The sequence below is a fragment of the uncultured Shimia sp. genome, from assembly GCF_913054185.1.
Lineage (GTDB): Bacteria > Pseudomonadota > Alphaproteobacteria > Rhodobacterales > Rhodobacteraceae > Shimia.
On the sequence record NZ_CAJXIV010000009.1, the window covers coordinates 44,206 to 68,278 of the forward strand.

General features: G+C 56.1%; 27 protein-coding genes. 7 read left to right on the plus strand and 20 right to left on the minus strand.

Going from position 1 to position 24,073, the window contains the following annotated elements; genetic code table 11:
• Nucleotides 1-7: 7 nt before the first annotated feature.
• From QZ517_RS03500 to QZ517_RS03525, 6 genes are all read right to left on the minus strand, one after another.
• Nucleotides 8-133, minus strand: coding sequence for a hypothetical protein (locus QZ517_RS03500; protein WP_294222169.1), 126 nt, complete (start codon nucleotides 131-133; stop codon nucleotides 8-10).
• Nucleotides 134-291: 158 nt separating this feature from the next.
• The gene (locus tag QZ517_RS03505; protein WP_294222172.1) at nucleotides 292-2,022 is read right to left on the minus strand and encodes a methyl-accepting chemotaxis protein; all 1,731 of its coding nucleotides are present in this window, start codon (nucleotides 2,020-2,022) and stop codon (nucleotides 292-294) included.
• A 317-nt stretch (nucleotides 2,023-2,339) separates the two neighbouring features.
• Nucleotides 2,340-2,945, minus strand: a complete 606-nt coding sequence (locus QZ517_RS03510) for a nicotinate-nucleotide adenylyltransferase (protein ID WP_294222175.1) — start codon at nucleotides 2,943-2,945, stop codon at nucleotides 2,340-2,342.
• Nucleotides 2,946-3,052: 107 nt separating this feature from the next.
• Entirely contained in the window at nucleotides 3,053-3,583 is a 531-nt protein-coding gene (locus tag QZ517_RS03515) for a YcnI family protein (RefSeq protein WP_294222178.1), read from the minus strand.
• A 49-nt stretch (nucleotides 3,584-3,632) separates the two neighbouring features.
• Nucleotides 3,633-3,971: a hypothetical protein gene (locus QZ517_RS03520; RefSeq protein ID WP_294222180.1), complete on the minus strand. Its 339-nt coding sequence runs from the start codon at nucleotides 3,969-3,971 to the stop codon at nucleotides 3,633-3,635.
• Nucleotides 3,972-4,085: 114 nt separating this feature from the next.
• Nucleotides 4,086-4,679 (minus strand): hypothetical protein, encoded by a 594-nt coding sequence (locus QZ517_RS03525; protein WP_294222183.1) that lies wholly within the window; start codon nucleotides 4,677-4,679, stop codon nucleotides 4,086-4,088.
• A 63-nt stretch (nucleotides 4,680-4,742) separates the two neighbouring features.
• On the opposite strand from QZ517_RS03525, the gene ettA reads away from it, so the two are divergent.
• The gene (gene ettA / locus QZ517_RS03530; protein WP_294222186.1) at nucleotides 4,743-6,398 is read left to right on the plus strand and encodes an energy-dependent translational throttle protein EttA; all 1,656 of its coding nucleotides are present in this window, start codon (nucleotides 4,743-4,745) and stop codon (nucleotides 6,396-6,398) included.
• A gap of 1,067 nt (nucleotides 6,399-7,465) precedes the next feature.
• Here the strand turns inward: ettA and QZ517_RS03535 are convergent.
• Nucleotides 7,466-7,945 (minus strand): transposase, encoded by a 480-nt coding sequence (locus tag QZ517_RS03535; protein WP_294222188.1) that lies wholly within the window; start codon nucleotides 7,943-7,945, stop codon nucleotides 7,466-7,468.
• 303 nt (nucleotides 7,946-8,248) lie between these two features.
• On the opposite strand from QZ517_RS03535, the gene QZ517_RS03540 reads away from it, so the two are divergent.
• Nucleotides 8,249-8,464 (plus strand): hypothetical protein, encoded by a 216-nt coding sequence (locus tag QZ517_RS03540; protein WP_294222191.1) that lies wholly within the window; start codon nucleotides 8,249-8,251, stop codon nucleotides 8,462-8,464.
• Nucleotides 8,465-8,524: 60 nt separating this feature from the next.
• Here QZ517_RS03540 and QZ517_RS03545 read toward each other — a convergent pair whose 3' ends face one another.
• Nucleotides 8,525-8,890 (minus strand): BrnA antitoxin family protein, encoded by a 366-nt coding sequence (locus tag QZ517_RS03545; protein ID WP_294222194.1) that lies wholly within the window; start codon nucleotides 8,888-8,890, stop codon nucleotides 8,525-8,527.
• A gap of 144 nt (nucleotides 8,891-9,034) precedes the next feature.
• The gene (locus QZ517_RS03550; RefSeq protein WP_283426925.1) at nucleotides 9,035-9,442 is read right to left on the minus strand and encodes an acyl-CoA thioesterase; all 408 of its coding nucleotides are present in this window, start codon (nucleotides 9,440-9,442) and stop codon (nucleotides 9,035-9,037) included.
• Nucleotides 9,443-9,529: 87 nt separating this feature from the next.
• Here QZ517_RS03550 and QZ517_RS03555 point away from each other — a divergent pair, with 87 nt between their 5' ends.
• Nucleotides 9,530-10,687, plus strand: a complete 1,158-nt coding sequence (locus tag QZ517_RS03555) for a geranylgeranyl reductase family protein (protein WP_294222199.1) — start codon at nucleotides 9,530-9,532, stop codon at nucleotides 10,685-10,687.
• Here QZ517_RS03555 and trxC read toward each other — a convergent pair.
• From trxC to QZ517_RS03600, 9 genes are all read right to left on the minus strand, one after another.
• Nucleotides 10,671-11,102 (minus strand): thioredoxin TrxC, encoded by a 432-nt coding sequence (gene trxC, locus QZ517_RS03560; RefSeq protein ID WP_294222202.1) that lies wholly within the window; start codon nucleotides 11,100-11,102, stop codon nucleotides 10,671-10,673. The two genes, QZ517_RS03555 and trxC, sit on opposite strands and share 17 nt — an antisense overlap.
• Nucleotides 11,103-11,222: 120 nt before the next feature.
• A complete protein-coding gene (locus tag QZ517_RS03565; protein ID WP_294222243.1) occupies nucleotides 11,223-12,203 on the minus strand; it encodes an ABC transporter substrate-binding protein in 981 nt (326 codons plus the stop codon).
• 194 nt (nucleotides 12,204-12,397) lie between these two features.
• Complete coding sequence (locus tag QZ517_RS03570) at nucleotides 12,398-13,243, minus strand: ABC transporter permease (protein ID WP_294222206.1); 846 nt, start codon at nucleotides 13,241-13,243, stop codon at nucleotides 12,398-12,400.
• A complete protein-coding gene (locus tag QZ517_RS03575; RefSeq protein ID WP_294222209.1) occupies nucleotides 13,243-14,115 on the minus strand; it encodes an ABC transporter permease in 873 nt (290 codons plus the stop codon). The genes QZ517_RS03570 and QZ517_RS03575 overlap by 1 nt, the downstream gene beginning before the upstream one ends.
• The gene (locus QZ517_RS03580) at nucleotides 14,112-14,543 is read right to left on the minus strand and encodes a GNAT family N-acetyltransferase (RefSeq protein ID WP_294222211.1); all 432 of its coding nucleotides are present in this window, start codon (nucleotides 14,541-14,543) and stop codon (nucleotides 14,112-14,114) included. Before QZ517_RS03580 ends, QZ517_RS03575 begins: the two co-directional genes overlap by 4 nt.
• Nucleotides 14,536-15,315 carry an ABC transporter ATP-binding protein gene (locus QZ517_RS03585; RefSeq protein WP_294222214.1) on the minus strand — a complete coding sequence of 260 codons (780 nt, stop codon included), beginning with the start codon at nucleotides 15,313-15,315 and terminating at the stop codon, nucleotides 14,536-14,538. The genes QZ517_RS03580 and QZ517_RS03585 overlap by 8 nt, the downstream gene beginning before the upstream one ends.
• Nucleotides 15,316-15,398: 83 nt before the next feature.
• Nucleotides 15,399-16,856 carry a dihydropyrimidinase gene (hydA, locus tag QZ517_RS03590; RefSeq protein WP_294222219.1) on the minus strand — a complete coding sequence of 486 codons (1,458 nt, stop codon included), beginning with the start codon at nucleotides 16,854-16,856 and terminating at the stop codon, nucleotides 15,399-15,401.
• 12 nt (nucleotides 16,857-16,868) lie between these two features.
• Nucleotides 16,869-17,213 carry a barstar family protein gene (locus tag QZ517_RS03595; RefSeq protein WP_294222222.1) on the minus strand — a complete coding sequence of 115 codons (345 nt, stop codon included), beginning with the start codon at nucleotides 17,211-17,213 and terminating at the stop codon, nucleotides 16,869-16,871.
• A complete protein-coding gene (locus QZ517_RS03600; protein WP_294222226.1) occupies nucleotides 17,210-18,460 on the minus strand; it encodes a Zn-dependent hydrolase in 1,251 nt (416 codons plus the stop codon). Before QZ517_RS03600 ends, QZ517_RS03595 begins: the two co-directional genes overlap by 4 nt.
• 200 nt (nucleotides 18,461-18,660) lie before the next feature.
• Between QZ517_RS03600 and QZ517_RS03605 the strand changes: the two genes are divergently transcribed.
• Both QZ517_RS03605 and QZ517_RS03610 read left to right on the plus strand, forming a co-directional pair.
• Entirely contained in the window at nucleotides 18,661-19,263 is a 603-nt protein-coding gene (locus QZ517_RS03605) for a TetR/AcrR family transcriptional regulator (protein WP_294222248.1), read from the plus strand.
• A gap of 81 nt (nucleotides 19,264-19,344) precedes the next feature.
• Nucleotides 19,345-19,956: a TetR family transcriptional regulator C-terminal domain-containing protein gene (locus QZ517_RS03610; RefSeq protein ID WP_294222229.1), complete on the plus strand. Its 612-nt coding sequence runs from the start codon at nucleotides 19,345-19,347 to the stop codon at nucleotides 19,954-19,956.
• Between the two features lie 175 nt (nucleotides 19,957-20,131).
• On the opposite strand, the gene preA is transcribed toward QZ517_RS03610, so the two are convergent.
• Both preA and QZ517_RS03620 read right to left on the minus strand, forming a co-directional pair.
• Nucleotides 20,132-21,436: an NAD-dependent dihydropyrimidine dehydrogenase subunit PreA gene (gene preA / locus QZ517_RS03615; protein WP_294222232.1), complete on the minus strand. Its 1,305-nt coding sequence runs from the start codon at nucleotides 21,434-21,436 to the stop codon at nucleotides 20,132-20,134.
• Between the two features lie 14 nt (nucleotides 21,437-21,450).
• Nucleotides 21,451-22,773, minus strand: a complete 1,323-nt coding sequence (locus tag QZ517_RS03620) for an NAD(P)-dependent oxidoreductase (RefSeq protein ID WP_294222234.1) — start codon at nucleotides 22,771-22,773, stop codon at nucleotides 21,451-21,453.
• A gap of 413 nt (nucleotides 22,774-23,186) precedes the next feature.
• On the opposite strand from QZ517_RS03620, the gene QZ517_RS03625 reads away from it, so the two are divergent.
• The gene (locus tag QZ517_RS03625) at nucleotides 23,187-23,393 is read left to right on the plus strand and encodes a cold-shock protein (protein WP_283426938.1); all 207 of its coding nucleotides are present in this window, start codon (nucleotides 23,187-23,189) and stop codon (nucleotides 23,391-23,393) included.
• 214 nt (nucleotides 23,394-23,607) lie between these two features.
• Nucleotides 23,608-23,865: a hypothetical protein gene (locus tag QZ517_RS03630; RefSeq protein WP_294222240.1), complete on the plus strand. Its 258-nt coding sequence runs from the start codon at nucleotides 23,608-23,610 to the stop codon at nucleotides 23,863-23,865.
• Nucleotides 23,866-24,073: the final 208 nt, after the last annotated feature.

Below are 24,073 nucleotides of genomic sequence, written 5' to 3' on the forward strand. Positions count from 1 at the left end.
TTGCGGTTTAATAATCCGTGAAAAACCCAAAGGGTGCCACAGTCGCAAATCCTCTTTCGGCGGAGCCCGTCGCAGCCATTGTCGACACCGCCATAACCGTCAGAACCACAAACATCATCGCGCGTTTTTGCATAAGAAATCCTCTCTCTGGCACCACTCGCCACGCATTCATGCTGGTGGGATTCGGTAAAACGGAGGTGAATTCGGCAAGAGTTTAGGCGGACCGCACCACACAAAAAGGCCGGCACACATTCTCTGCGCACCGGCCTTTCAAACTTGTATGCCCATTGGTTAGGCGGTCTGGCGGAAGTCCTCGTCATAAGCATCCGAGCTTGCCCCACCCACCGAAGACGGACGGAAGCTGCCAACCAGCTCCGCCAACTCACTGGCGGCTTCCTGCAGCGCTCGCCCCTGCGCACTGGAGCGATCCACCAAGCTGGCGTTCTGTTGCGTCACCCGGTCCAGATCCATCACGCCAGAATTGATCTCGGTGATCGCGGTCGCCTGATCGCGCGAGCTGTTCGCAATCTGCACCGCCAGCCGGCTCACCTCCTGAATTTTGGTGATGATGCCTTCAATGGCTTTGCCCGCCTGGTCCACCAGATCGACGCCAACGTCCACTTGATCAGACGAGGTATCAATCAATTCTTTGATCTCATGCGCACTGGTTGCAGAGCGCAGCGCCAGCGAGCGCACCTCTGAAGCGACCACAGCAAACCCACGTCCGCTGTCCCCAGCCCGCGCGGCCTCAACCCCGGCATTCAGTGCCAACAAGTTGGTCTGGAACGAGATATCTTCAATCACCCGGTTGATTTCGCTGATCTTTCCGGCGCTGTCTTTGATGTCCTGCATGGCGTCCACCGCGGATTTCACAATCTCGCCACCCCGCATCGCTTCTGATTTGGTGGCATCCACCGTGTTCTCAACAGATTTGGTCTGATCAGACGCCGATTGCACGCCATCAGTGATCGAGCCAATCGCCGCTGCGGTCTCTTCCAGCGTTGCGGCCTGTGCTTCCGTACGTTTGGCCAGGTTCTGCGTGCCTTCTGCCATTTCGCCAGTCTCGTCTTCGATCTGCGAAATGGTGCCCAACACACGGCCAATCACATCGTCCAACGCTTCCGCGGTCTTGTTGAAATCCGCCCGCAACATTTCATAGTCGCTGCTGAACGCGGTGGTGATGCGATGGCTCAACTGCCCCTGTGCCAGATGGTTCAACCCATCTGCCAGTTCACTAACCACTTCGGATTGCTCCCGCGCCGAGGCGTGAGCTTGCTCTTCCATGGTTTTGTTGGCTTTGATGGTTTCCACAAATTCGCGCACGGCCCGCGCCAGCCGGCCCAGTTCATCTTTGCGATCGGTCGATAGCACCTCACTTGCCGTATCCCCATCACGCAACGCGGTGATCCGCGCGACAATCCGCGCCAACGGTCGGGTCACACCGGCCGCTGAGAAATACACAATCGCCGACATCACCAAGCAAATCACAGCCACAGCAATCAACGATTGCATGTAAAGCTTGTTCACCACCGCAGCGATCACGCCGTCATAAAATCCCATCACCATTTCGGCCACAACGGTGCCATCAGTGTGCAGGATCGGGAATTTCACATAAGCCACATGGTTGGATTCAAACCGCGCTTCGGCTTCGTCCATGGCCAAAATCTCGGCCACGCCCTCTTCCCAACCGGTTTGATCCGCACCGTCTACGGCCACTTTCGCAAACAGCTCATCGTCGACAAACACCTTGGCAAACAAGGCATTTTCCATCTGGGTCACACCGGCAATGGCACCGGCGGCCCCATCGGTGTTAAAATCCCAAACCGCTGCCGCTACGGGTGGCGCCACAAAAGTCTGCGACAGCGCCAGTTCGCTTTCAAACGCTTTGATCAGCGTGTTGCTCTGCTTGCTCACCCAAAACACAGTGGTCGCAATGAAGGACACCAAAATACAGGCCACGATCGGCAGCAACAGCCGCCCCATGATCGACAGCCCAAAGGACCGCTTCTTTTCACCAGTCATTATTCGCTCCGGCCAGACCACCCCAACATCCTGCGGCGGGGCCTGATTAGGCGCCATTTTCTCGGCGCAGTTTCAATCTGTTACGCGATCACGGCGTGTCAATTTGACAGGCCCAAATCCTCACCTCCCACTTGGCCCAATTGGCCAAATGAAAACCCGTAAACACTGTGTGCTTCTGTGTGTCTTGTTGGGGAAACCGCAGTTCCGCTTGTCCAAAAGACGCACAGACGCCTTTAGTTCCTCGGTCAAACTAGAACTGCTGAGTTAATAGAGGCTTACAGGCTGCGGCCGGATTTCACTTATAAAAATGAAACACTTTAACCCTTTGGCCAAGCGCCGTTTTTTCTCAGTTCTGTGGAGCTGATGGCCTGCATTGGCACATTGGCAAAGGCCCAGGCAGGCGCAATTGCGCGACTCAACTGGCGACTATTGCGCGGGTGCAATCGGGCTTTGCGAAACACCTGCGCTGCCTTGGCTGTGCGCGCCTCAATCCGGTCACCGGGGCGCGCCAACACGCCCACCGGCACCCGCGCCATAATGTCCTGCCAGTCTCGCCATCGGTGAAACTGCGCCAGATTATCGGCGCCCATCAGCCAGACAAACCGCGCCTGCGGGCATTTGTCCTGCAACACCGCAATGGTTTCTGCGGTATACCGCGTGCCCACGTGGCTCTCAAAATCAGAGATATGCACCCGCGGATGATCCATAATGTCACGCGCCGCTGTCATGCGTTGTTCCAGCTTCGCTGGTCCACGATCCTTAAGCGGATTGCCCGGGCTGACCAGCCACCAGACCTGATCGAGCCCAAACCGCTTAAGCGCCTCTTTGGTGATATGCACATGACCTGTGTGTGGCGGATCAAACGATCCCCCAAGCAGCCCAATTTTCTGGCCGCGCGCAACATATGGCAATCCGTAAGGCACGCTGGCTAAAGAGCTTTGAGCAGCCAGGAAGTCAACATCAAAGCGCCACCCCCAACAAAAAGGGCGGCCCGATCTTGGCCGCCCATCTTCAATTTCAATTTGTGGGTTTAGTGCGAGTGCGCGTTGGGTGCGGTCAGCATCAACCCAGGGGCTGGCTTTTTGAGCTCATGCGGATCCTGACCTTTGGCCGGGATTTCCACCCATGGGTTTTCGCCCTCGAAACAGGACTGCACCGTTGGGAAGAACAGCATTTCGCCAGCTGGAAGTGACTTATCAAGCTTCGCCATAAAGACAAATTCGTCAAAGTGAGGAGCCGCCAATTCACCGGTCCAAACCACTTCTTTGACGCCTTCTGTCATGGTCCGCCCATGCAGATCATAGCTGTTTTCATACGCGCCGTTCACGGTTTCCAGCGTCCAGCCGGGCTTGGGCATTGGCTTCACCGACAGCACACCTTCGGGGATCTGAACCCGCATGGATTTGGTGGCCGAGCCATCGCACCCATGCCCAACGCGGACAACAGCTTTATAGTAGCTGCCGACCTCTGCTTCTTTAACTTCCAGTGTGGCATGTGCATTGGCCACGGTTCCGGCTGCCGCTGCGAACACGCAGGCGGATACAAAGTGCGAGATTTTCATGTTCATTTTCCTGATATCTTTGACGTGAGGGCGCACCCTCGGTGAGAGGTCAGGAAAACGAGGGCGGTGCTCTTGCAAGATAGACCGCGTTGGACACCCGCCCGGACCATGCCTGAGACAGCCACTGAAACTTCTCTTTATGGAAAAACGCAGCGCGCGACAGGTGATGCGATTGTGCAAACAGAGCGGTCGACGCAACAACACAGCTTGGGCATTCTTGCCCGGCGTCGCTGCCCATATCGCCGCAGATGTCGCCCGCACCAAATAGCCCAGCGACTTCAGCCAAGGGCTCTGCAATTACTCGGGTGACATGTGCGGTTGAAAACGTCGCAAAACTCAGCGCCGCAAACAGCAACACAATGAGGTTTATCGGGACTCTACATTTCAACGCAAACGGTCTTTCAGAAAATCGAGGGCAACTTTTGGCTATATCGCCCTCCGACGACCGCTGCGACATGACCTATCTCAAGTCATGGGAAGAAAACAGCTTTATTGCGCCCTGTCAGGCCTCGCACTGCAGATACTCTTCCAACAACATCTCCCAGCTTTCGACGGGATCAAAGTCATCCAACAGCCCGTCGCCTTCGCGTCCGGTAAACGCCGTCATCCCATGTTGCACCATATAGCGCGGCGAGTGGCTCGGCGGCCCGAACTCCGCCATCTGCGCACACAACGCTGAATGCCTCGGACTGCCGCTATCGCCAAATTGCGCCGCAGCGTCTTGCATGCGCGGCCCAAAGGCCTCACCTGCCGCATACTGAATTTCCAACATCATCACCTGCCCAGCCTGATGTGCGGTGGTGTCCTCCACCCGCAAAGTGTCAAACGCCGTACGCAGCTGCATGGTCACAATCATTTCAAAGGCACGGTCGTCCTGACCATCTTTAAAACAGCGGATCACCCCACCAGCCAAATCCGCCGGTGAATAGGCGTTGGACAGCTCGCTCAACGCGACACATCCCACATCATAAGTGCTCTCCAGATTGCCATCCGCCTCATAATTGGTCACTTGCGCCGCCCCCTGAGTGGCCCACAACATTCCAACAACCGCCAACCATCGCATGGCAAATTCCTTCTTCATAATCGCGCGGATCATTGCCCTTTTGCCCGCGCTTGGCTAGACCCGCTGAAACAGCATTTTTCTTCGGAGTCGACTCCCATGGCAGCTTATCAGTACGTCTATCACATGCAGGGTGTGTCCAAGACCTATCCCGGCGGTAAAAAGTGTTTCGAAAACATCCACCTGTCCTTCCTTCCGGGCGTGAAAATTGGTGTGGTTGGTGTCAACGGCGCCGGTAAATCCACCCTGATGAAGATCATGGCCGGTCTGGACAAAGACTTCACCGGCGAGGCCTGGTCTGCTGAGGGCGCCCGCGTCGGCTACCTGCCTCAGGAGCCAAAGCTCGACGAAAGCCTGTCCGTGCGCGAAAACGTCATGCTCGGCGTGGCTGCAAAAAAGGCCATTCTGGACCGCTACAACGAACTGGCGATGAACTACAGCGACGAAACCGCTGACGAAATGGCCGCCCTGCAAGACGACATCGATGCCCAGAACCTCTGGGATCTCGACAGCCAGGTCGACATCTCCATGGAAGCTCTGCGCTGCCCGCCAGATGACGCCCGCATTCAAGACCTCTCCGGCGGGGAAGCCCGCCGCGTGGCGCTGTGCAAATTGCTGCTCGAAGCGCCAGAAATGCTGCTGCTCGATGAACCGACCAACCACCTCGATGCGGAAACCATCGCCTGGCTGCAACAGCACCTGATCGACTACAAAGGCACCATCCTCTGCGTCACCCACGACCGTTACTTCCTCGACGACATCACCAGCTGGATTCTCGAGCTCGACCGCGGCAAGGGCATCCCATATGAGGGCAACTACTCCGCATGGCTGGAGCAAAAAGCCAAACGTCTGGAGCAGGAAGCCCGCGAAGACAAATCCAAGCAACAAACCTTGCAGCGCGAACTTGACTGGATGCGTCAGGGTCAAAAAGCCCGTCAGGCCAAATCCAAAGCCCGTATCAGCGCCTATAACGAGATGGCCAACCAGTCAGAGCGTGAAAAAGTCGGCCGCGCACAGATCGTCATTCCAAACGGGCCTCGTTTGGGCTCCAAAGTCATTGAGGTCAACGGACTCTCCAAGCACTATGGCGACAAGCAGCTGATCGAAAACCTCGAATTCTCTCTGCCTCCGGGTGGGATTGTGGGCGTGATCGGCCCCAACGGGGCTGGTAAATCCACGCTCTTCAAAATGCTCACCGGTCAGGAACAGCCGGACGAAGGCACCGTGGAATACGGCGACACCGTGAAGCTCAGCTACGTCGACCAGTCCCGCGATGACCTGAACGACAAAGACACTGTCTGGGAAGCCATCTCCGGCGGCGCGGAAATCATCGAACTGGGCGACGCTCAGGTGAACTCCCGCGCCTACTGCTCGTCCTTCAACTTCAAAGGTGGCGATCAGCAGAAACCGCTGAACCTGCTGTCCGGCGGGGAACGCAACCGCGTGCACATGGCACGTCTGCTGAAAGAAGGCGGCAACGTCTTGCTGCTCGACGAACCAACCAACGACCTCGACGTAGAAACCCTCCGCGCACTCGAAGACGCCTTGGTGGATTTCGCAGGCTGTGCCGTGGTCATCTCCCACGACCGCTTCTTCCTCGACCGCATCTGTACCCACATGCTGGCCTTTGAAGGCGACGCTCATGTGGAATGGTTCGAAGGCAACTTTGAAGACTACGAAGAAGACAAAAAGCGCCGTCTTGGCGCAGATGCCTTGGAGCCTAAACGGCTCAAGCACAAAAAGTTCAGCCGCTAACGTGGGGTGCGCATTCACTGCGCACCACTCCTCCCGACCAAACAAAACGGTGCGCGGCAACCGCGCACCCTACGGAGGAGACCACATAAGCGTCGCGTGACCGAGACAACAATCCACCCGCGCCCCGGCGCGGGTGTTTTCATTTCACCACCTCAATAGCTAGCCCCCCCAAAGCCCCCAAAGAGGGCTTACGCGTCCGCCCCGCCCCCTTGCTTCACTCCGTCCAGCGCAAGTGAAGTAATTCAACCTCGAGCGAAAGTTGTTTTTTACAGCACAATTTCCAGTATCTGTTGAAAACAAGTTTGTCTCGCCATCAGTGAATTGGCGAATAGTGAGGTTATCGAAGTGTTCAGACAAAACAGATTTTTGTGTAGGTTTACCGACACGATATACGGCTTCGCCGTCCTTTTGATTTGCCATGGTTTGGCATTTGCACAATCGGATCTGCCTCTTTCCAAACAGGGCTCCGATGCATGTGTAGATACCCGCCAATTCCTTAGCGGGGAGTACCTCGAAGGCAGTAAAAGTTGCGATCCAAAGTTGGATTTGGCAATGGAGTTTTGCGCGCTCCCTGGCGTCACGGAACAACAAAGGGTGTCCCTCTACTCGGAATCTTTTATCGGAGAATTCTTCGTTCCCTTTCCTGTTGAGGATCTTGTGCAACGGCTACATCTGGTTGACGCGATGAGAACAAAGATCCTTCTACAAGAGACCCTGGATGCAGACTATGATGCTTTGCTGTTTCTCCTATATTCAGATCTCTACTCCGAATTGATCGGAGAACTAGCAGACAGTGTAAACCAAGACTCCTTTGATTTCTCGGGAGCCGCGCTCAGAGCACAATTCTTCCCATTCGAAGTTGGCGTCTCCAGGAACCTCTGGCCTAAAACTGAAAGAAAACTCGAATGTTTGTGGAAGTGTGGCTCCAGCACTTTCTCCGCGGAAAAACTAACCCGATCCGAAGTTTTTAACGAGTGCCTTCACAGATAATGGCCCCCGTAGGGTGCGCATTCACTGCGCACCACTCCCGCCCCAAACACTCCTACGGTGCGCAACAAATGCACACCCTACATCCACCGCCCAATCGCAATGTCCCTGTGCACCGACGAATACGGCCACTCTTCTGCGTTCTGAACAAACCCATGTTTGACCGGGTTCAAATGGCAATAGCTTATCGCCGCACGGTAGCTCTCTGCATCACGAACATGATGCTCCCAAAACCGCCGCTGCCACACAGCGCGTTCGCGTCGTGCAACATGGCTACTGCGTTGGTGTCCTTTCGGCACGGATCGAGAAAACCGGGCTTTGATCACCTGCCATCGCCTTGCATAATCACTGTCCCCGGGGGGCAATGTCCAAACCGAATGTATATGATCCGGCATCACCACCCATGCATCGATATAGAACCGGCGCTCCGAAAGCGTTTTGCGCACTGCATCTCGCAGCGCATCAATGTGCTTTATCAAACTGTCCTCGCCACGCGCAGCCAGATTGACGGTGAAGAACACCGTTGCACCGGGCACCTTGGGGCGAATGTAGCGGGACATATCTGCAGACTACCAAATGCCAGTTAACGGCTGATTAACCAATATTGGCTCGCCACTTTCCCTGACATCCCCCGCTATCCAACTGTAACACCAATTAAATCCCACGCCCTGTGCCTAACTTCGAATGAACCAAACCACGGGGATCAAACCATCCGCCACTTGCTCACCGCCCTCACCCAGTCCCTACGCCCCCGCAAAGCCAGATAAGTTTTAGCCACCGCCCACAGCAAAGCCCTTTCCGTGCCACATTTGCGCCCCATTTCACCTTAGTAATGGTTAACGACATCAACCGGAGACGCAGACATGGCCCTTATCCTCATCTTTGCTGGCAGCATCGCAGGCATCCTGCTTGGTGGCATTCAGATGATGTTTCAGGACGCCTCGGTCTGGACCGCCCTCACCACCTACCTGAGCTTCTCGCTCGGCTTCCCGCTCTGCTCTGGCCTCATCGCGCTGACGCTGACCGCCCTGCGCGGCCGCTTTGCCGAGCAAGACGAGTTTGGCCTCTACAAAGCCTAACGCTTTCTCTTTCTAAAAATACCTCGGGGAGTCACAGCCCGCTGTGACGGGGCCGCGCCCCTAATCCCGCAACCGCGCCGCCAAATGCGCGTCCAGTTGCACCTCTTCGGCAATCTTCATCTGCGCCCAGGTTGCGAGCAACCGATTGATGCGCGCCTGATACCCCTGCCCCATGGCGCGGTAAAACTTCGCTACCGAGCGATCCAGATACAGCGTCACTTTCTCTTTCGGCTCCGCCACATCCAGATCCTGCTCCAGCGTGTGCCACGCCTCCGGCACCGCCTCCCGCAACGCCTCGGTGATCCAGGTCTCAGCGGTCAATGCCAGCAGGTTGCGCCCCAAAGCCTCCCGCGCCATGCGCTGTGTCTTGGTGCCTTTGCTGGCCCGTTGAAACGGCGGCCAATCCTCGCTCTGATCCTCAGACATGCTGCGCCTCCTTGAAGGACACCCTGCCGATCAGAGGTTAAACCCACCAAACTGCACCGCGCGCCGCCGTTGCGCGCGCCCAAATATGCACCTCCGCAAAACAGCCGCGATACAGACGTTATACCGACGTGCAAATCGCCCATTTTAGCGCGGCGGCCAGGCCGCATCTTCTTGCGGCACAGCCCGCGGTTTTCCATCCTCATCAATTGCCACATAGGTGAACACCGCCTCGGTCACCTTCTCCGAAACACCCCGCCGGTGTCGCACCGCCCAGGCCTCGATTTTGATGCCCATAGAGCTGCGCCCGACACGTTCCACCCAGGCCCAAACACAAAGGATATCACCCACTTGCACCGGTCTGATGAACTGCATCGCGTCCACCGCAACCGTGGTCACCCGCCCCTTGGCCCGCTGCGCTGCGATGATCCCGCTGGCAATATCCATCTGGCTCAGCACCCAGCCGCCAAAGATATCGCCATTGATGTTCACATCTGACGGCATCGCCAAAACCCGCAGCGTCGCTTCCCCGTCTGGCTGTCTCTCATCACTCATCGCGCATCCTTTCTAGACTTTCCCCACCCTAACCCTCTGGCGCCGCCGCGAAAAGCTGGTAGAAACCCGCCCCAGAAGGACACGCGCATGACCCAGTTTGACATCATCGTAATTGGCGCAGGCCCTGCCGGCAGTGCGGCAGCCACATGGGCCGCGAAACAGGGGCGATCTGTGGCACTGATCGACAAGGCGACCTTCCCACGCAGCAAGCTCTGCGGCGGCCTCTTTACCGAGCGCAGCCGCGCCTATTATCACGAGATTTTTGGTCAGGATGTGGACCTTTCTCACGCTGTCACTCGCGATGAAATTGCCTTCTGGCATGACGGCCGTGAGCTGGCTGTTCTCAAGGAAGTCCCGCCCCTGCATCTCACCATGCGCTTGGATCTGGATGCGGCCATGTTTGCCCATGCCTTGGACGCCGGCGCCGAGGACTTCTCAGGCCAAGCCATATCCCAACTCACTGAAACAGCGGTAAAATTGCGCAACGGCACAACCTTGACTGCCGCGGTCATCATTGGCGCAGATGGGGTGAATTCCATTGTCGCCAAACAGCTATTTGGCAAATCTTTCGACACAAAAACCATCGGATTTGGTCTCGAAATCGAAGCCCCTCTGTCGGTGCAAGACCCCCATGACCACCCTTTACGGATCGACTTCGCCGCCGCGACTTGGGGATATGGCTGGTCTTTTCCAAAACAAGGCTCTACCACAGTTGGCGTTGGCGGACTACGCACTCCAAACCCAGATATGAAAGACCACATGCAGCGCTACATGCGCACGCTGGGCCTGCCGTCTGAAGCCGTGAAAATAAAAGGCCACCACCTGCCGTTTGGCGACTTTCACGCCTCGCCGGGCCGCGCTCATATTCTCTTGGCAGGCGACGCTGCTGGCCTAGTGGACCCGATCACTGGAGAAGGCATCGCCTTTGCCATGAGAAGCGGTCAAATCGCCGCCCAAGCGGCCTGTGACGCGCTCGCGGCCACGGAACCGCACACCGCTCTGGCGCGCTACAAAACCGGGCTCAAGGACATGCACCGCAACCTGCGCATCGCCCGCAATCTGCGCCGCATCATCTTTGCCCCGCGCTGGCAGAAAGCTTTCATCAGCACCTTCCGCCGCTCTGATACGGTGCGCATGATGTATATGCGTCTTCTGGCCGGTGAAGTGGAATATCCAGAACTGTCACGCCGCGTGCTAGCGCGCCTGCCCCGCTACCTGCTCAACGCGTTCAGACGGACGCCTTAACCCACTTCACAATCGCCGATTTGGGCATCGCGCCGGACTGCCGGGCGCGCTCTTTGCCGTTTGTGAAAGCCGCCATCGTTGGAATACCACGAATACGATATTTCGCGCCCGCGTTTTTATGCGCTTCGGTGTTCAGCTTCACCAAACGCACCGTGCCTTTGACCTCCTGTGCCGCCGCTTGATACTGCGGCGCCATCTGGCGACACGGCCCACACCACGGCGCCCAGAAATCCACCACCAGCGGCACATCATCCGTGCGCACCGCCTTCTCAAACGTCGCGAGATCAACCTCAGCCACCTTGCCGTTCATCAAGCCTTTGCCACAGCTGCCACAATTGGGCTCCGAACTTAGCTTGTCATAAGGCACGCGGTTCACTTGGCCACAGTCAAAACAGGTCAATTTCTTGCCGCTCATGGTCACTCTCCGCCGTCACATTCCGCAATCCACATATGTGGCAAGCGACAGAATTGAAAGCCTGCACACAAAGAAAAAAGGCCGGGCAAAACCCGGCCTTTCCCCACGCTTGAAACGAACTTAGTTCAGGGCCTTGTCGGTGATTGCGTGGGTCCACGCACCTTCTGGCTTTTTGGTGATCACAGGATCAGACCCACCAGACATCAGGCTGTCTACAGTGCGGTCAAAGTCAGCCACATCCAGCGCGCCATTGCTGCCCGCGGTCAACTTGGCAATCTCGCTCATCATGCGCACCTGATGCTCTTCGGTCTGTGCGCCGGAAGCATCATTGTCCAGTACGATCAGCGCCGCTTCTTCTGGGTTCTCTTCAGCCCACTTCCAGCCTTTCATGGACGCACGCACAAAGCGTACCATTTTGTCTTCAAACGCCGGATCAGCGAGCTTTTCTTCCATGACGTACATGCCGTCTTCGAGCGTTGCCACGCCTTGGTCTTCATACTTAAATACCACCAGATCATCCGGGCTCAGGCCCGCGTCAATGATCTGCCAATATTCGTTGTAGGTCATAGTCGATACACAGGCCGCCTGACCCTGCAGAATTGGATCTACGTTGAAACCCTGCTTCAGTACGGTCACGCCGCCGTCAGAGCCGTCTGTTGCCAGACCCAGCTTGTTCATCCAGCTCAGGAATGGATACTCGTTGCCAAAGAACCAAACGCCCAATGTCTTGCCTGCGAAATCCTCTGGCGAAGACACACCCGCATCCTTGCGGCAAGTCAGCATCATGCCAGAGGCTTTGAACGGCTGTGCAATGTTGACCAACGCCAAGCCCTTTTCACGGCTTGCAAGCGCGGATGGCATCCAGTCCAGAACCACATCGGCACCACCCCCGGCAATCACCTGCGCCGGGGCAATGTCTGGACCGCCTGGCTTGATGGTCACGTTCAGGTCTTCCTCACCGTAGAAGCCTTTGTCCTGCGCCACGTAGTAACCCGCAAACTGCGCCTGCGTGACCCACTTCAATTGCAGCGTCACATCGTCGGCCGCTTGTGCCACGCTGGCAGCAACGCCCAGCGCTGCCGCGGTCAGTGCTTTCATCATCGTTTTCATTTTGGCTTTCTCCTTGTTGGTATTTGGCTTTTTGTTATTGATGCACCATCTCCGTGATGCCTGTCACAAAGCAGAACCCTCTGGGATTGCTATGAATTAATTCAATGGCCTGTGCCTAACTCCGCATCTTCTGGGCACAGGATTGCACATCCCCTACCCGGAAGGAAAAGGAAGTTACCTTTTCGTCATCGCGATTTCCTTTGCGAGGGGTGCCAGAAGGTCACCGACTTCTCCAGCAAAGCCACACCGCCATAAAACAGCGAACCTGCAAGGGCGGCGACAACAATCTCCGCCCAAACCATATCCAGTGCAAGCCGTCCGACCTCTGTGGAGATACGAAAGCCCATGCCTTTGATTGGACTGCCAAAAAACTCAGCAACAATCGCGCCAATCAGCGCAAGCGTGGTCGAGATTTTGAGGCCGTTGAAGACAAACGGCATTGCCGCAGGCAGGCGCAACTTAAACAGTGTTTGTTTGTAGTTAGAACCATAAGTCCGCATCAAATCACGTTGCATGTGATCCGTCGCCTGAAGGCCTTCCACGGTGTTCACCAACATCGGGAAGAACACCATGATCACCACCACTGCCGCCTTGGATTGCCAGTCAAAGCCAAACCACATCACCATAATGGGGGCCATGCCAATGATCGGCAGCGCCGCCACAAAGTTGCCAACCGGCAGCAGGCCCCGTTGCAAAAACGGGAAGCGGTCAATCACCAATGCGGTCAGGAAGGCTGCGCCGCAGCCTAGGATATAGCCCGACATCGCGCCTTTGATCACAGTCTGTACAAAGTCTTGCCACAGCGTCGGGATTGACGTGGCAAACGTAACCGCTATGGCTGTTGGCGCGGGCAGCAACACCGGGTTGATTTCAAACCCACGCACCGCGCATTCCCAAAGCATCACAATGGTCAGCCCAAAGATCACCGGCACTGCCAGCGCAGTGAACCGTGTTCTAGGCTGCTGTGACAGATATGAATTTATCCGCCAGCCAAGCAGCCACGTCACTATTCCAAATACAATCCAGACCATCACGCCATCCCCATCCGTTTGAGAACCACTTTCTGGATCACGCCAATGATCGCCACCAGTGCCGCCGCAAGGGCCGCCGCGGTGATCAACGCGCTCCAAATTTGGATCGTTTGTCCATAATAACTACCGGCCAACAAACGTGCGCCCAAACCAGCCACCGCGCCAGTTGGCAACTCGCCGACAATGGCCCCCACCAGAGAGGCCGCCATGGCCACCTTCAGCGAAGGGAATAGGAACGGCATCGAGCTTGGCAGACGCAGCTTCCAGAACTCCTGCCCTTTGGAGGCGCTCCAGGTCTTCATCTGATCGACCATCATATGATCCGGGCTGCGCAAGCCTTTCACCATGCCCACGACCACGGGGAAGAAACTGAGGTACATGGAAATCACTGCCTTGGGCAGCAAACCAGATATGCCAATCGCATTCAGCACCACAATGATCATTGGCGCAATTGCAAGGATCGGAATGGTTTGGCTGGCAATCACCCAGGGCATGACGCTCATGTCCATGGTGCGGTTGTACACGATCCCCACCGACAGCGAGACACCAAGTGCCGTGCCCATGGCAAATCCCAAAAGCGTCGCCGACAGCGTGATCCAGCTGTGATAAATCAGGCTACGCTTGGAGAACGCGCGCCCTTTGACGACCATTTCTCCCGTGGTTTTCCAAATCTCCTTGCCCACTTGATGTGGCGCGGGGAGTTTGGGTTTTTTCTGGTTCATCGTGTCGGTCACCATCTCAGAGAAGGTGATCTCCACGTTGGCCCGTTTGGCTTTATCATAAGCCCAGGATGCATTTAACGCCACGGCGCCCGCGTACCACAATACAAAAATCGCAGCGACAACCGTCAGGATCGGTCCGATGTTTTTCATGCCCGCCACTCCATCCGCACTTCGCGTACGCTCTCATGGATATCGCCGTCATGGCGACTGACCTCTTGGAAGCCCTCACGCTTGTAGAACTTTTGGGCTTTTTCATTGGGCACATGCGTGTGCAGCCAGACAAAGCCCCGCCCCGCTTTGGCCTTTTCCATCAGAGCCTTACCCACTCCGGCGCCTGTCCTGCGGCAATACAGCCCGCCGACCCGCGACACATTGGGGTCAAACGACAAATAGCCTTCAATTGGGCTGCCAGCGACCCAGATCTCCCGATCCAGAAGAGCGTCGCGAATAAGGGCTGCAATCTCATCGACACTGTAGGGAGAGTCCATCCACTCCGTGGCCGCCTCCCAGTCACTGACGATCTGCGCCATCGCTGGCACATCCGCCTCCACTGCCCGTCTTACGACAACGTCAGTCATCGCCATGCCCCGCACGCAGACCGTCGCGCACCCGATGCGCAATCTCGATAAATTCGGGGCTGTCACGAATGTCCAGAGGACGTTCTTTTGGCAACGTGCTTTCGATTACATCTGTGATCCGCCCCGGACGTGGGCTCATCACCACAATTTTGGTGCTCAGATAGACCGCCTCAGGGATCGAGTGGGTCACAAAGCCAATGGTTTTGTTGGTTCGCCCCCAAAGGTCCAGAAGCTGTTCATTCAGGTGGTCACGCACAATCTCGTCCAGCGCGCCAAACGGCTCATCCATCAACAAGATATCGGCCTGAAACGCTAGCGCCCGCGCAATAGACGCCCGTTGCTGCATCCCCCCTGAAAGCTGCCAGGGAAACTTATTCTCAAATCCCTCAAGATGCACCAGCTCCAGCACCTCTTGCACGGACTTGTCCTGCTCCGCTTTGCTGATCCCCATTACCTCAAGCGGCAAGCGAATATTGCCGCCAATAGTGCGCCATGGATATAGCCCGGCATGCTGAAATACATATCCATAAGCGCGGGATTTCCGCGCCTCAGCCGCGCTTACCCCATTGACGGTGATCTCCCCTGCAGTGGGCTGTTCCAAATCGGCCATGCAGCGCAGGAATGTGGTCTTGCCACAGCCCGACGGCCCAATGAAGGAAACAAAATCCCCTCTGTTGATATCAAGGTCTACATCCTTGAGCGCATGAACCGGCCCGTCGTTTGTCTCAAACGTCAGGCTCAGGTTCGTGGCTGAAATGACTGTGTCGTTCATCTTGGCTCTCGTTTCACCGCCCTGCGCGGAGTTCGTTTTTGGGTGGTCCCGAGTTGATCCCGGGTTCCACCATTCTGTCTGTCTTAAACGCCGGTCGCCGGAATACCGGACCGCTTCACCGGCTGCGGCGAGGTCAGCTCTTTCCAAGTCGACAACGCCTTGTTCACCGATGCGTTGGCTTCGCGCTCGACAAACTTGCCGTGGCCTTCCTGCGTGCGGATTTCACCGTCATGCACCGCCACCTGTCCACGGGTGAGCGTGAAGCGCGGCAGGCCTTTGACCTCTTTGCCTTCAAACACGTTGTAGTCGATCGCCGATTGCTGCGAGCTGGCCGAAATAGTTTTGGACTTCTCCGGATCCCAGACCACAAGATCAGCATCCGCGCCTACCAGAACCGCGCCCTTTTTTGGGTAACAGTTCAGGATTTTGGCGATGTTGGTCGAGGTCACGGCCACAAATTCATTGGGCGTCAAACGCCCCGTTGCCACACCGTGTGTCCACAACATCGGCATACGATCCTCAAGCCCACCGGTACCGTTTGGAATGAGCGAGAAGTCATTGAGACCATTACGCTTCTGTTCTGTGGTAAAGGCACAGTGATCGGTTGCCACCACGCTCAAAGAGCCAGATTGCAGACCGGCCCAGAGGCTGTCCTGATGTTTCAGATTGCGGAATGGAGGTGACATCACGCGCCGTGCGGCATGGTCCCAATCCGGGTTGAAATACTCGCTCTCATCCAACGTCAGATGCTGGATCAGCGGCTCACCCCACACGCGCTTGCCCTGCATACGCGCACGGCGAATGGCTTCATGCGCCTCTTCACAGGAGGTGTGCACCACATAGAGCGGCACACCCGCCATATCGGCAATCATGATCGCACGGTTGGTGGCTTCGCCCTCAACCTGGCTGGGCCGCGAGTAGGCATGCGCCTCCGGCCCGGTGTTGCCCTCCGCCAGCAGCTTTGCGGTCATTTCTGCGACCACATCACCGTTCTCGGCATGAACCATGGCAATCCCGCCCAGCTCGCTGAGACGGTTGAACGAAGCAAACAGCTCATCGTCATTCACCATCAGCGCGCCTTTGTAGGCGAGGAAGTGTTTAAACGTGTTGATCCCGCGCTGCTCGATCACGGTTTTCATGTCGTTGAAAACCTGCTCCCCCCACCAGGTCACCGCCATGTGGAAGGAGTAGTCACAGTTTGCGCGGGTCGATTTATTGTCCCAGCGTTTGATCGCATCCAGCAGGCTCTCGCCTTGGTTTGGCAGACAGAAATCCACCACCATCGTGGTGCCACCCGCCAGCCCAGCCCGCGTGCCACTCTCAAAATCATCGGTTGAATAGGTGCCCATAAACGGCATCTCAAGGTGCACGTGTGGGTCAATTCCACCCGGCATCACGTAACAACCGGTTGCGTCCAGCGTCTCGTCGCCTTTGAGACCCTTGCCAATTTCAATGATCTGACCGTTTTCAATCAGCACATCCGCCTCATAGGTCAGATCTGCGGTCACCACGGTGCCGTTCTTAATGACTTTTGTCGCCATGTCTTTTCTCCCCTAAACGTGGTACGAAAGCGCCAATACGGCCCTGTCACCTTGTTCTATGCGCCGCCAATTCACAAACGCCGCCCTTTCTTGAAAACCCGCCCACACATCTGGGCAGTTTTTAGCCCAAGACGATGCATCTTCAATCTGCAATGTAAGCAAGTCGCCCTCATCCACAGTCACCGAACTTAACCCGCTGGCCACATCATCCACGCGTGTCATGCAATCTATCCATGCATCACCGTTGCGACCATAAAACGAAGGAAAGCCAATCTTGACCGAAAATTCGTCGTGAAAACTCGGCCAATCATGGATGGCTTTTCCTTCAATTGAGACTATGGGCGAAGCGGATTTCACTCCACAACTTCCGCGGTCTCTAGCACCGCATGCAGCATCACATCCGTGCCGGCCGAAGCCCACTCTTTGGAAATCTCTTCCGCCTCATTGTGGCTCAGCCCGTCCACACATGGACACATGATCATCGCGGTCGGCGCCACATCATTGATCCAGCAGGCGTCATGCCCCGCGCCAGAGACAATATCCATATGGCTATAGCCCAAACGCTCGGCCGCTTCACGCACCGCGCCGACACAGGCCTCATCAAAGGCGGGGGGATCAAACTGCCCCACAATCTCCCAGTCCAGCCCCACTTCGATCTCTTCACAGAGCTTTGGCGCTTTCTCGGCAAACTCAGCCAGCATCGCGTCAATCACCTCTTGCAGGTGGCTGCGGAAATCAATGGTGAAGACAACCTTGCCCGGAATGATATTGCGCGAGTTCGGATAGACATCCACATGGCCAATCGCACCCACCGCATTGGGCTGATGTTTCATCGCAATCTCATGCACCAGCTCGGTGATCCGCGCCAAGCCACGCCCGGCGTTCTTGCGCATCGGCATTGGCGTGGACCCGGTGTGGCTCTCTTTGCCGGTCACGGTACACTCAATCCAGCGCAAACCCTGACCGTGTGTCACAACCCCGATGTCTTTGCCTTCCGCTTCCAAGATTGGCCCTTGTTCGATGTGCAATTCAAACATTGCATGCATCTTGCGCGCGCCAACCTCTTCGTCGCCAATCCAGCCTATCCGCTTGATCTCATCGCCAAAACTTTTGCCCTCAGCATCGACTCGATCATAGGCCCAATCTTGCGTGTGCCGCCCGGTAAACACTCCGGACGCCAGCATCGCAGGCGCATAACGCGTGCCCTCTTCGTTGGTCCAGTTGGTGACCACGATGGGGTGGTTGGTCTTGATGCCCAAATCATTCATCGTGCGCACCGCTTCCAAACCACCGAGCACACCCAGCACACCGTCGTATTTGCCGCCGGTTGGCTGCGTATCCAAGTGGCTGCCCATATAGACCGGCAGCGCCTCTGGGTCTTCGCCCGGACGGGTGGCAAACATATTGCCCATCGTGTCCACGCCCATGCTCATGCCCGCGGCTTCACACCATGATTGAAACAGCGCGCGGCCTTCCGCGTCTTCATCGGTCAAAGTCTGGCGGTTGTTGCCACCGGCGATACCGGGGCCAATCTTGGCCATGTCCATCAGGCTGTCCCACAGCCGGTCCGCGTTCACCTTAAGGTTCTCACCCGGTGCACCCATAGCATCTACTCCCTAATGTCTGGCCCGGGCTTGCGCCCAATTGGGCTGCCCTTGCTGGTGGGGCTCTTGATCTCACGGCCTTCCTGACCGTATGGTCAAATTCAGACGACCACACCCTGACCAACCGGTCAAGATTTTTTATCAGGGCAATTTTGATGGCAGAGACCTCTACGGCAGTAACCAAAGCCACCAGCAAGAAAATGCGCCGCAAGGAAGCTGAAGCGCTCATTTTGTCAGCAGCGGAAAAAGTGTTTGCTGAGGCCGGCTTTGGCGGGGCCACCATGCAGCTCATTGCCGATGTGGCAGGACTGCCCAAGGCCAACCTGCATTATTACTTTCCTACCAAGGAGTTGCTCTATCGTCAGGTGGTTCAAAAAATCTTCCAAATCTGGCTTCAGGCGGCTGATATTTTTGATCAAGCCGAAGGTCCTGAAGAGGGCATCGGTGCCTATATCGACGCCAAAATGGAGATCTCGCGACGCCATGCCGACGGCTCCAAAGTTTGGGCCAGCGAGGTGATGCACGGCGCGCCGGTCATACAGGATTATCTGGAAACCACGCTGACAGATTGGACCAATGGGCGAATCGACGTGATTGAGCGGTGGATTTCCGAAGGCCGCATGGCGCAGATTGATCCGCGCCACCTGCTCTACATGCTCTGGGCCACCACCCAGCATTACGCTGACTTTGGCCACCAAATCGACACCCTTAATGGCGGCGCGCCACTGGACGACAAACAGTGGGAAGCGGCCAAATCCAATATCAAAACCATCATCCTGCGCGGGATTGGCGCCACCGAGTAAGGCTTTCCTATCCTAAATCCCTGTAGACCCACGCCTTTGGCTGCATTAGCCTAAAAGGCAAAGAAATACGGAATGTTACCTATGGCCGAGGCATCGACGCGCAAACCCAGCCGCATTCAGCAGCGCAACCGCAAGCGCATCCTGGACGCCGCTCTAGAGGTGTTTTCCCGCCACGGCTATCGCGGCGCCACGCTGGACCTGATTGCCGAAGAAGCCGGCCTGTCCAAACCCAACATCCTCTATTACTTTGGCGGCAAGGAAGACATCCATGTCACCCTACTGAACCAGCTTATGGAAACTTGGCTAGACCCTTTGGATCACATGGACCCTGATGGCGAGCCGCTCGACGAAATTTTGGGATATGTGCACCGAAAATTAGAAATGAGCCGCGAGTTCCCACGTGAAAGTCGTCTCTTTGCCAATGAAATCCTGCAAGGCGCGCCCCGTATGGAGCCACATTTGGTCAGTGATCTAAAACCTCTGGTCGACAAAAAAACCGCGTTGATCCGCACCTGGATTGCCCAAGGCAAACTGGCAGAGGTTGACCCGCGCCATCTGATGTTTTCGATCTGGGCCACCACGCAGCACTATGCCGATTTTGACGCCCAAGTTCAGGTGCTGAGTGACAGCGACACTCTTGAGGGCGCGGATGCCTTCCTCGATCAGATGTTCCGCAAACTGCTGACACCCTAAACCGCTCGCGACCCCGTTTGTTCCATCAGGCCGGACTGCTTTGCGGGACACTCCTTACCTGTTTCTGAGGCCTTCAAACAATGAAAGCCGTCGCGACTGGGGAACCGCGACGGCTTGGAGCAGTACCAAAATATCCTGCCCATACGGGAGGGACGTTCCCGCTTTTTGTTAGAGCTTACTCTGCTGCCGAGGACATCGGATTGTTTGGGTGTGCGGTCCAATTGCCATAGTCAGCATCCACCGGCTTGCCGGTACGCTCATCCAGCTCACCTGTATCCAGCGTGCGCATGGTGATGCAGTTCTCCACCGGACACACATTGACACAGAGGTTGCAGGCCACGCACTCGTCATCTTTCACCGTAAACACACGGTCTTCCGACATTTCGATCGCTTGGTGAGAAGTATCCTCACAGGCCGCGTAGCAACGACCACAGCTGATACAATCATCCTGATTGATCACCGCCTTGGTGACGTGGTTCAGGTTCAGATACTGCCAATCTGTCACGTTTGGCGTTGCCATGCCGACAAAGTCTGCGGTGCTTTCATAACCTTTCTCATCCATCCACTGCGACAGACCAGAGATCATTTCCTGAACAATCTTAAAGCCATAGGTCATTGCGGCGGTGCAGACTTGCACGTTTCCGGCACCCAGCGCCATGAACTCAGCCGCATCGCGCCACGTTGTGATGCCGCCTATACCCGAAATCGGCATTTTCGCGGTCTCTGGATTGCGGGCAATTTCGGCAACCATGTTCAGCGCAATTGGCTTTACCGCCGGACCGCAGTACCCGCCGTGGGTGCCTTTGCCGTCAATCATCGGCTCCGGGCTCATTGCATCAAGATTCACCGTGGTGATTGAGTTGATTGTGTTGATCAAGCTTACCGCATCTGCGCCACCACGCACGGCCGCTTCCGCAGGACGCAGGATGTTGGTGATGTTTGGCGTCAGTTTCACAATCACCGGCAGGTCAGTGGCTTCTTTACACCAGCGCGCCACCATTTCGATGTACTCCGGCACCTGCCCCACAGCAGAGCCCATACCACGCTCCGCCATTCCGTGCGGACAACCAAAGTTCAGCTCAAACCCGTCACAACCAGTCTCAGCGATCATCGGAAGAATGCGTTTCCACTCATCTTCCTCGCAGGGCACCATGACAGAGGCAATCACCGCGTGATCGGGATAGTCCCGCTTCACCCGCGTCATTTCCTCAAGGTTCACTTCCAGCGGACGGTCGGTGATCAGCTCGATGTTGTTCAGCCCCAACAAACGTCGGTCTGCGCCGTGAATGGCGCCATACCGCGGCCCATTCACGTTCACCACTGGCGGGCCTTCGGACCCCAGCGTTTTCCACACAACGCCGCCCCAGCCCGCTTCAAAGGCGCGGCGCACGTTGTACTCTTTGTCCGTTGGCGGCGCCGAAGCAAGCCAGAACGGGTTAGGGGATTTGATCCCTACAAATTCACTTTCGAGATTGGCCATGTGCTTATCTCCCTTTACGCCGACAGTTTGGCGTGAATATCCTCGGCCGCGTCACGACCCTCAGCCACCGCAGTCACGGTCAGATCATCGCCACCGGTGGCACAATCACCCCCAGCCCAGATGCCATCCACGGACGTGCGCCCGCTGTCACCCACTTTGATCTTGCCCCACTCCAACGCTGGCAGGCCCTCGCCCTCCAGTGTCTGACCAATGGCTTTGAACACCTGATCCGCTTGTAAACGCACGGTTTGTCCGGTCGACTTCAAGTCATTGTCAGTGTATTCAAACTCGATCTCGCGCACCGCACCGTTGCCAATCACCGCTTTGGGCGAGGCATTGGTGATGATCCGGACACCTTTGGAGGCCGCCAGATCTTGCTCAAACTCAGACGCATTCATCCGGTCTTTGCCACGGCGATACACCAAGCTCACGTTCAGTGCACCCAACAGCTTTGCCTGCACCGCTGCATCCACAGCAGTCATGCCACCGCCAATCACCACCACGTCGCGACCAATCGCCATTTTACTCAGGTCATTCGCCTGTCGCAGCTCCGCAATAAAGTCCACGGCGTCATCCACGCCAACTTTGTCTTCGCCATCCACGCCCAGCGCGTTTACGCCGCCAAGGCCGATGCCCAGGAACACCGCGTCAAACTCGGATTTCAAACCGTCCAGAGACAGGCCGCCGCCCAGCTTTTTGCCGGTTTCCACGGTGATGCCGCCAATTTTCAAAAGCCAGTCAACTTCGCGCTCAGCAAAGCTCTCTACCGACTTATAGGCCGCAATGCCAAACTCGTTCAGACCACCCGCCTTGGCGCGCGCATCGTACACAGTGACATCATGCCCATGCATCGCCAAACGGTGTGCCGCCGACAGGCCGGCAGGACCGGCACCGACCACCGCAATCTTTTTCCCCGTGCTCGCCGCACGTTCAAAAGGATGTTGCCCAGCGTCTACCAGCTTGTCGGTGGCATACCGTTGCAAACGACCAATCTCGACCGGATTGCCTTCTGCAGTTTCACGCACACATACCTGCTCACAGAGCGTCTCTGTTGGACACACACGGGCGCACATGCCGCCCAGAATGTTCTGATCAAAGATCGTCTTGGCCGCCGCTTCCGGCGTGCCGGTGGCGATCTGGCGAATGAACAGAGGAATATCAATATCCGTCGGACAGGCCGTCATACACGGCGCATCGTGACAGAAATAACACCGATCCGACGCCACCAGGGCTTCGTGATCATCAAAACGAGGATGCAAATCCCCAAAATTTTCGGACAGTTCCGCAGAGTCTAAACGCGCTGCTTGGATGCCGTCGCTAAACGGTGTGTTGGACATAGGACCTCCCCATACACCTTGTTGGCTACCCCCTAAGGCTTGCACAGGTTTTTTGACCAATCAATAAAAAAATTTACCACATGGTCAAAATATCTTCATCAGCCGGCCCGGCCAAGCAAACAAGCAAGACGCAAATCACCCATCCTATTTGGGGCATCCCCTTGAATCTCTGACAGTCTCTGAATGCGCTCAGGCAGCGCCTCTTCGCGACAGAAGGCGTGAAATTTTTATGAAATCAAATACCCTGAGGGCACTTTTTCATAAATTTCCCTTGTTTTCTGCCCCAGATTGATTGAGATGGTTGACGCGCAGTTTCTATTTTCGACCCCCTGCTCCTAACCGGCTCAGCTTTCGATCAAGATACCCGCCGGGTTGTCGCATGACGCGGACAGCACAAAACAAGGAGAACGGCGATGGCTACTGGCACCGTCAAATGGTTTAACACCACTAAAGGCTTCGGCTTTATTGCACCTGATGAAGGCGGCAACGACGTATTTGTACACATTTCTGCAGTTGAGCGCTCCGGCCTGACCGGTCTGGCTGACAACCAGAAAGTAAGCTACGAGCTGCAAGCTGGCCGCGACGGCCGCGAAAGCGCGATTGATCTGGCCCTGCTCTAAGCGCGCCTAGATTTAGTATTTCGAAAGGCGCCCATTGGGCGCCTTTTTTTGTGCACAGCAGTGCGTTCGATTGTTAGCATGTACTATGCGAACTGAGTTCACTATCTGATGAAATCGCAATGTACACTTTTTTCTGGCGTAAGCCCTTCATTACTGAATATGCAATTACCTCAGACCTAAACTCCTCTTGGAAGCTTAGAGGCGGGAATTTTACATGGACGATGAAGACTGGAAAAAGTTTACAGGTGCTTGGCTACAAGCAATGATTGATTTTCAAGATGACAGGCTCACAATGCAACAAGCCTTTGACCTAATTAGGAAGTTTTGCATCGGTATTGACGAGGAGATAACGCAATTTGCCTGCAATGTAGTTTCTGAAATTGATGGGGACCCTTGTGATTTTGAAGAAACGCTTACGCTCCTTCAAAACAAGCCAAGTTGGCAAGATATGCTCAGTTACATGAATTCATAGCACCCTCTAGGGATTGGTAGGTTTGGGCTCAGACCGGGCTCTCGCCATTACGGTCATCGCTATTGGCGCATGCCTGCATGCCCCCAACCCCCGAAACAGAAAAAGACGCAACCTTACGGTTACGTCTTTTTTCTCTTCCTCTAAGGAGGAAAATGGTCGGGACGGCAAGATTCGAACTTGCGACCCCCTGTACCCAAAACAGGTGCGC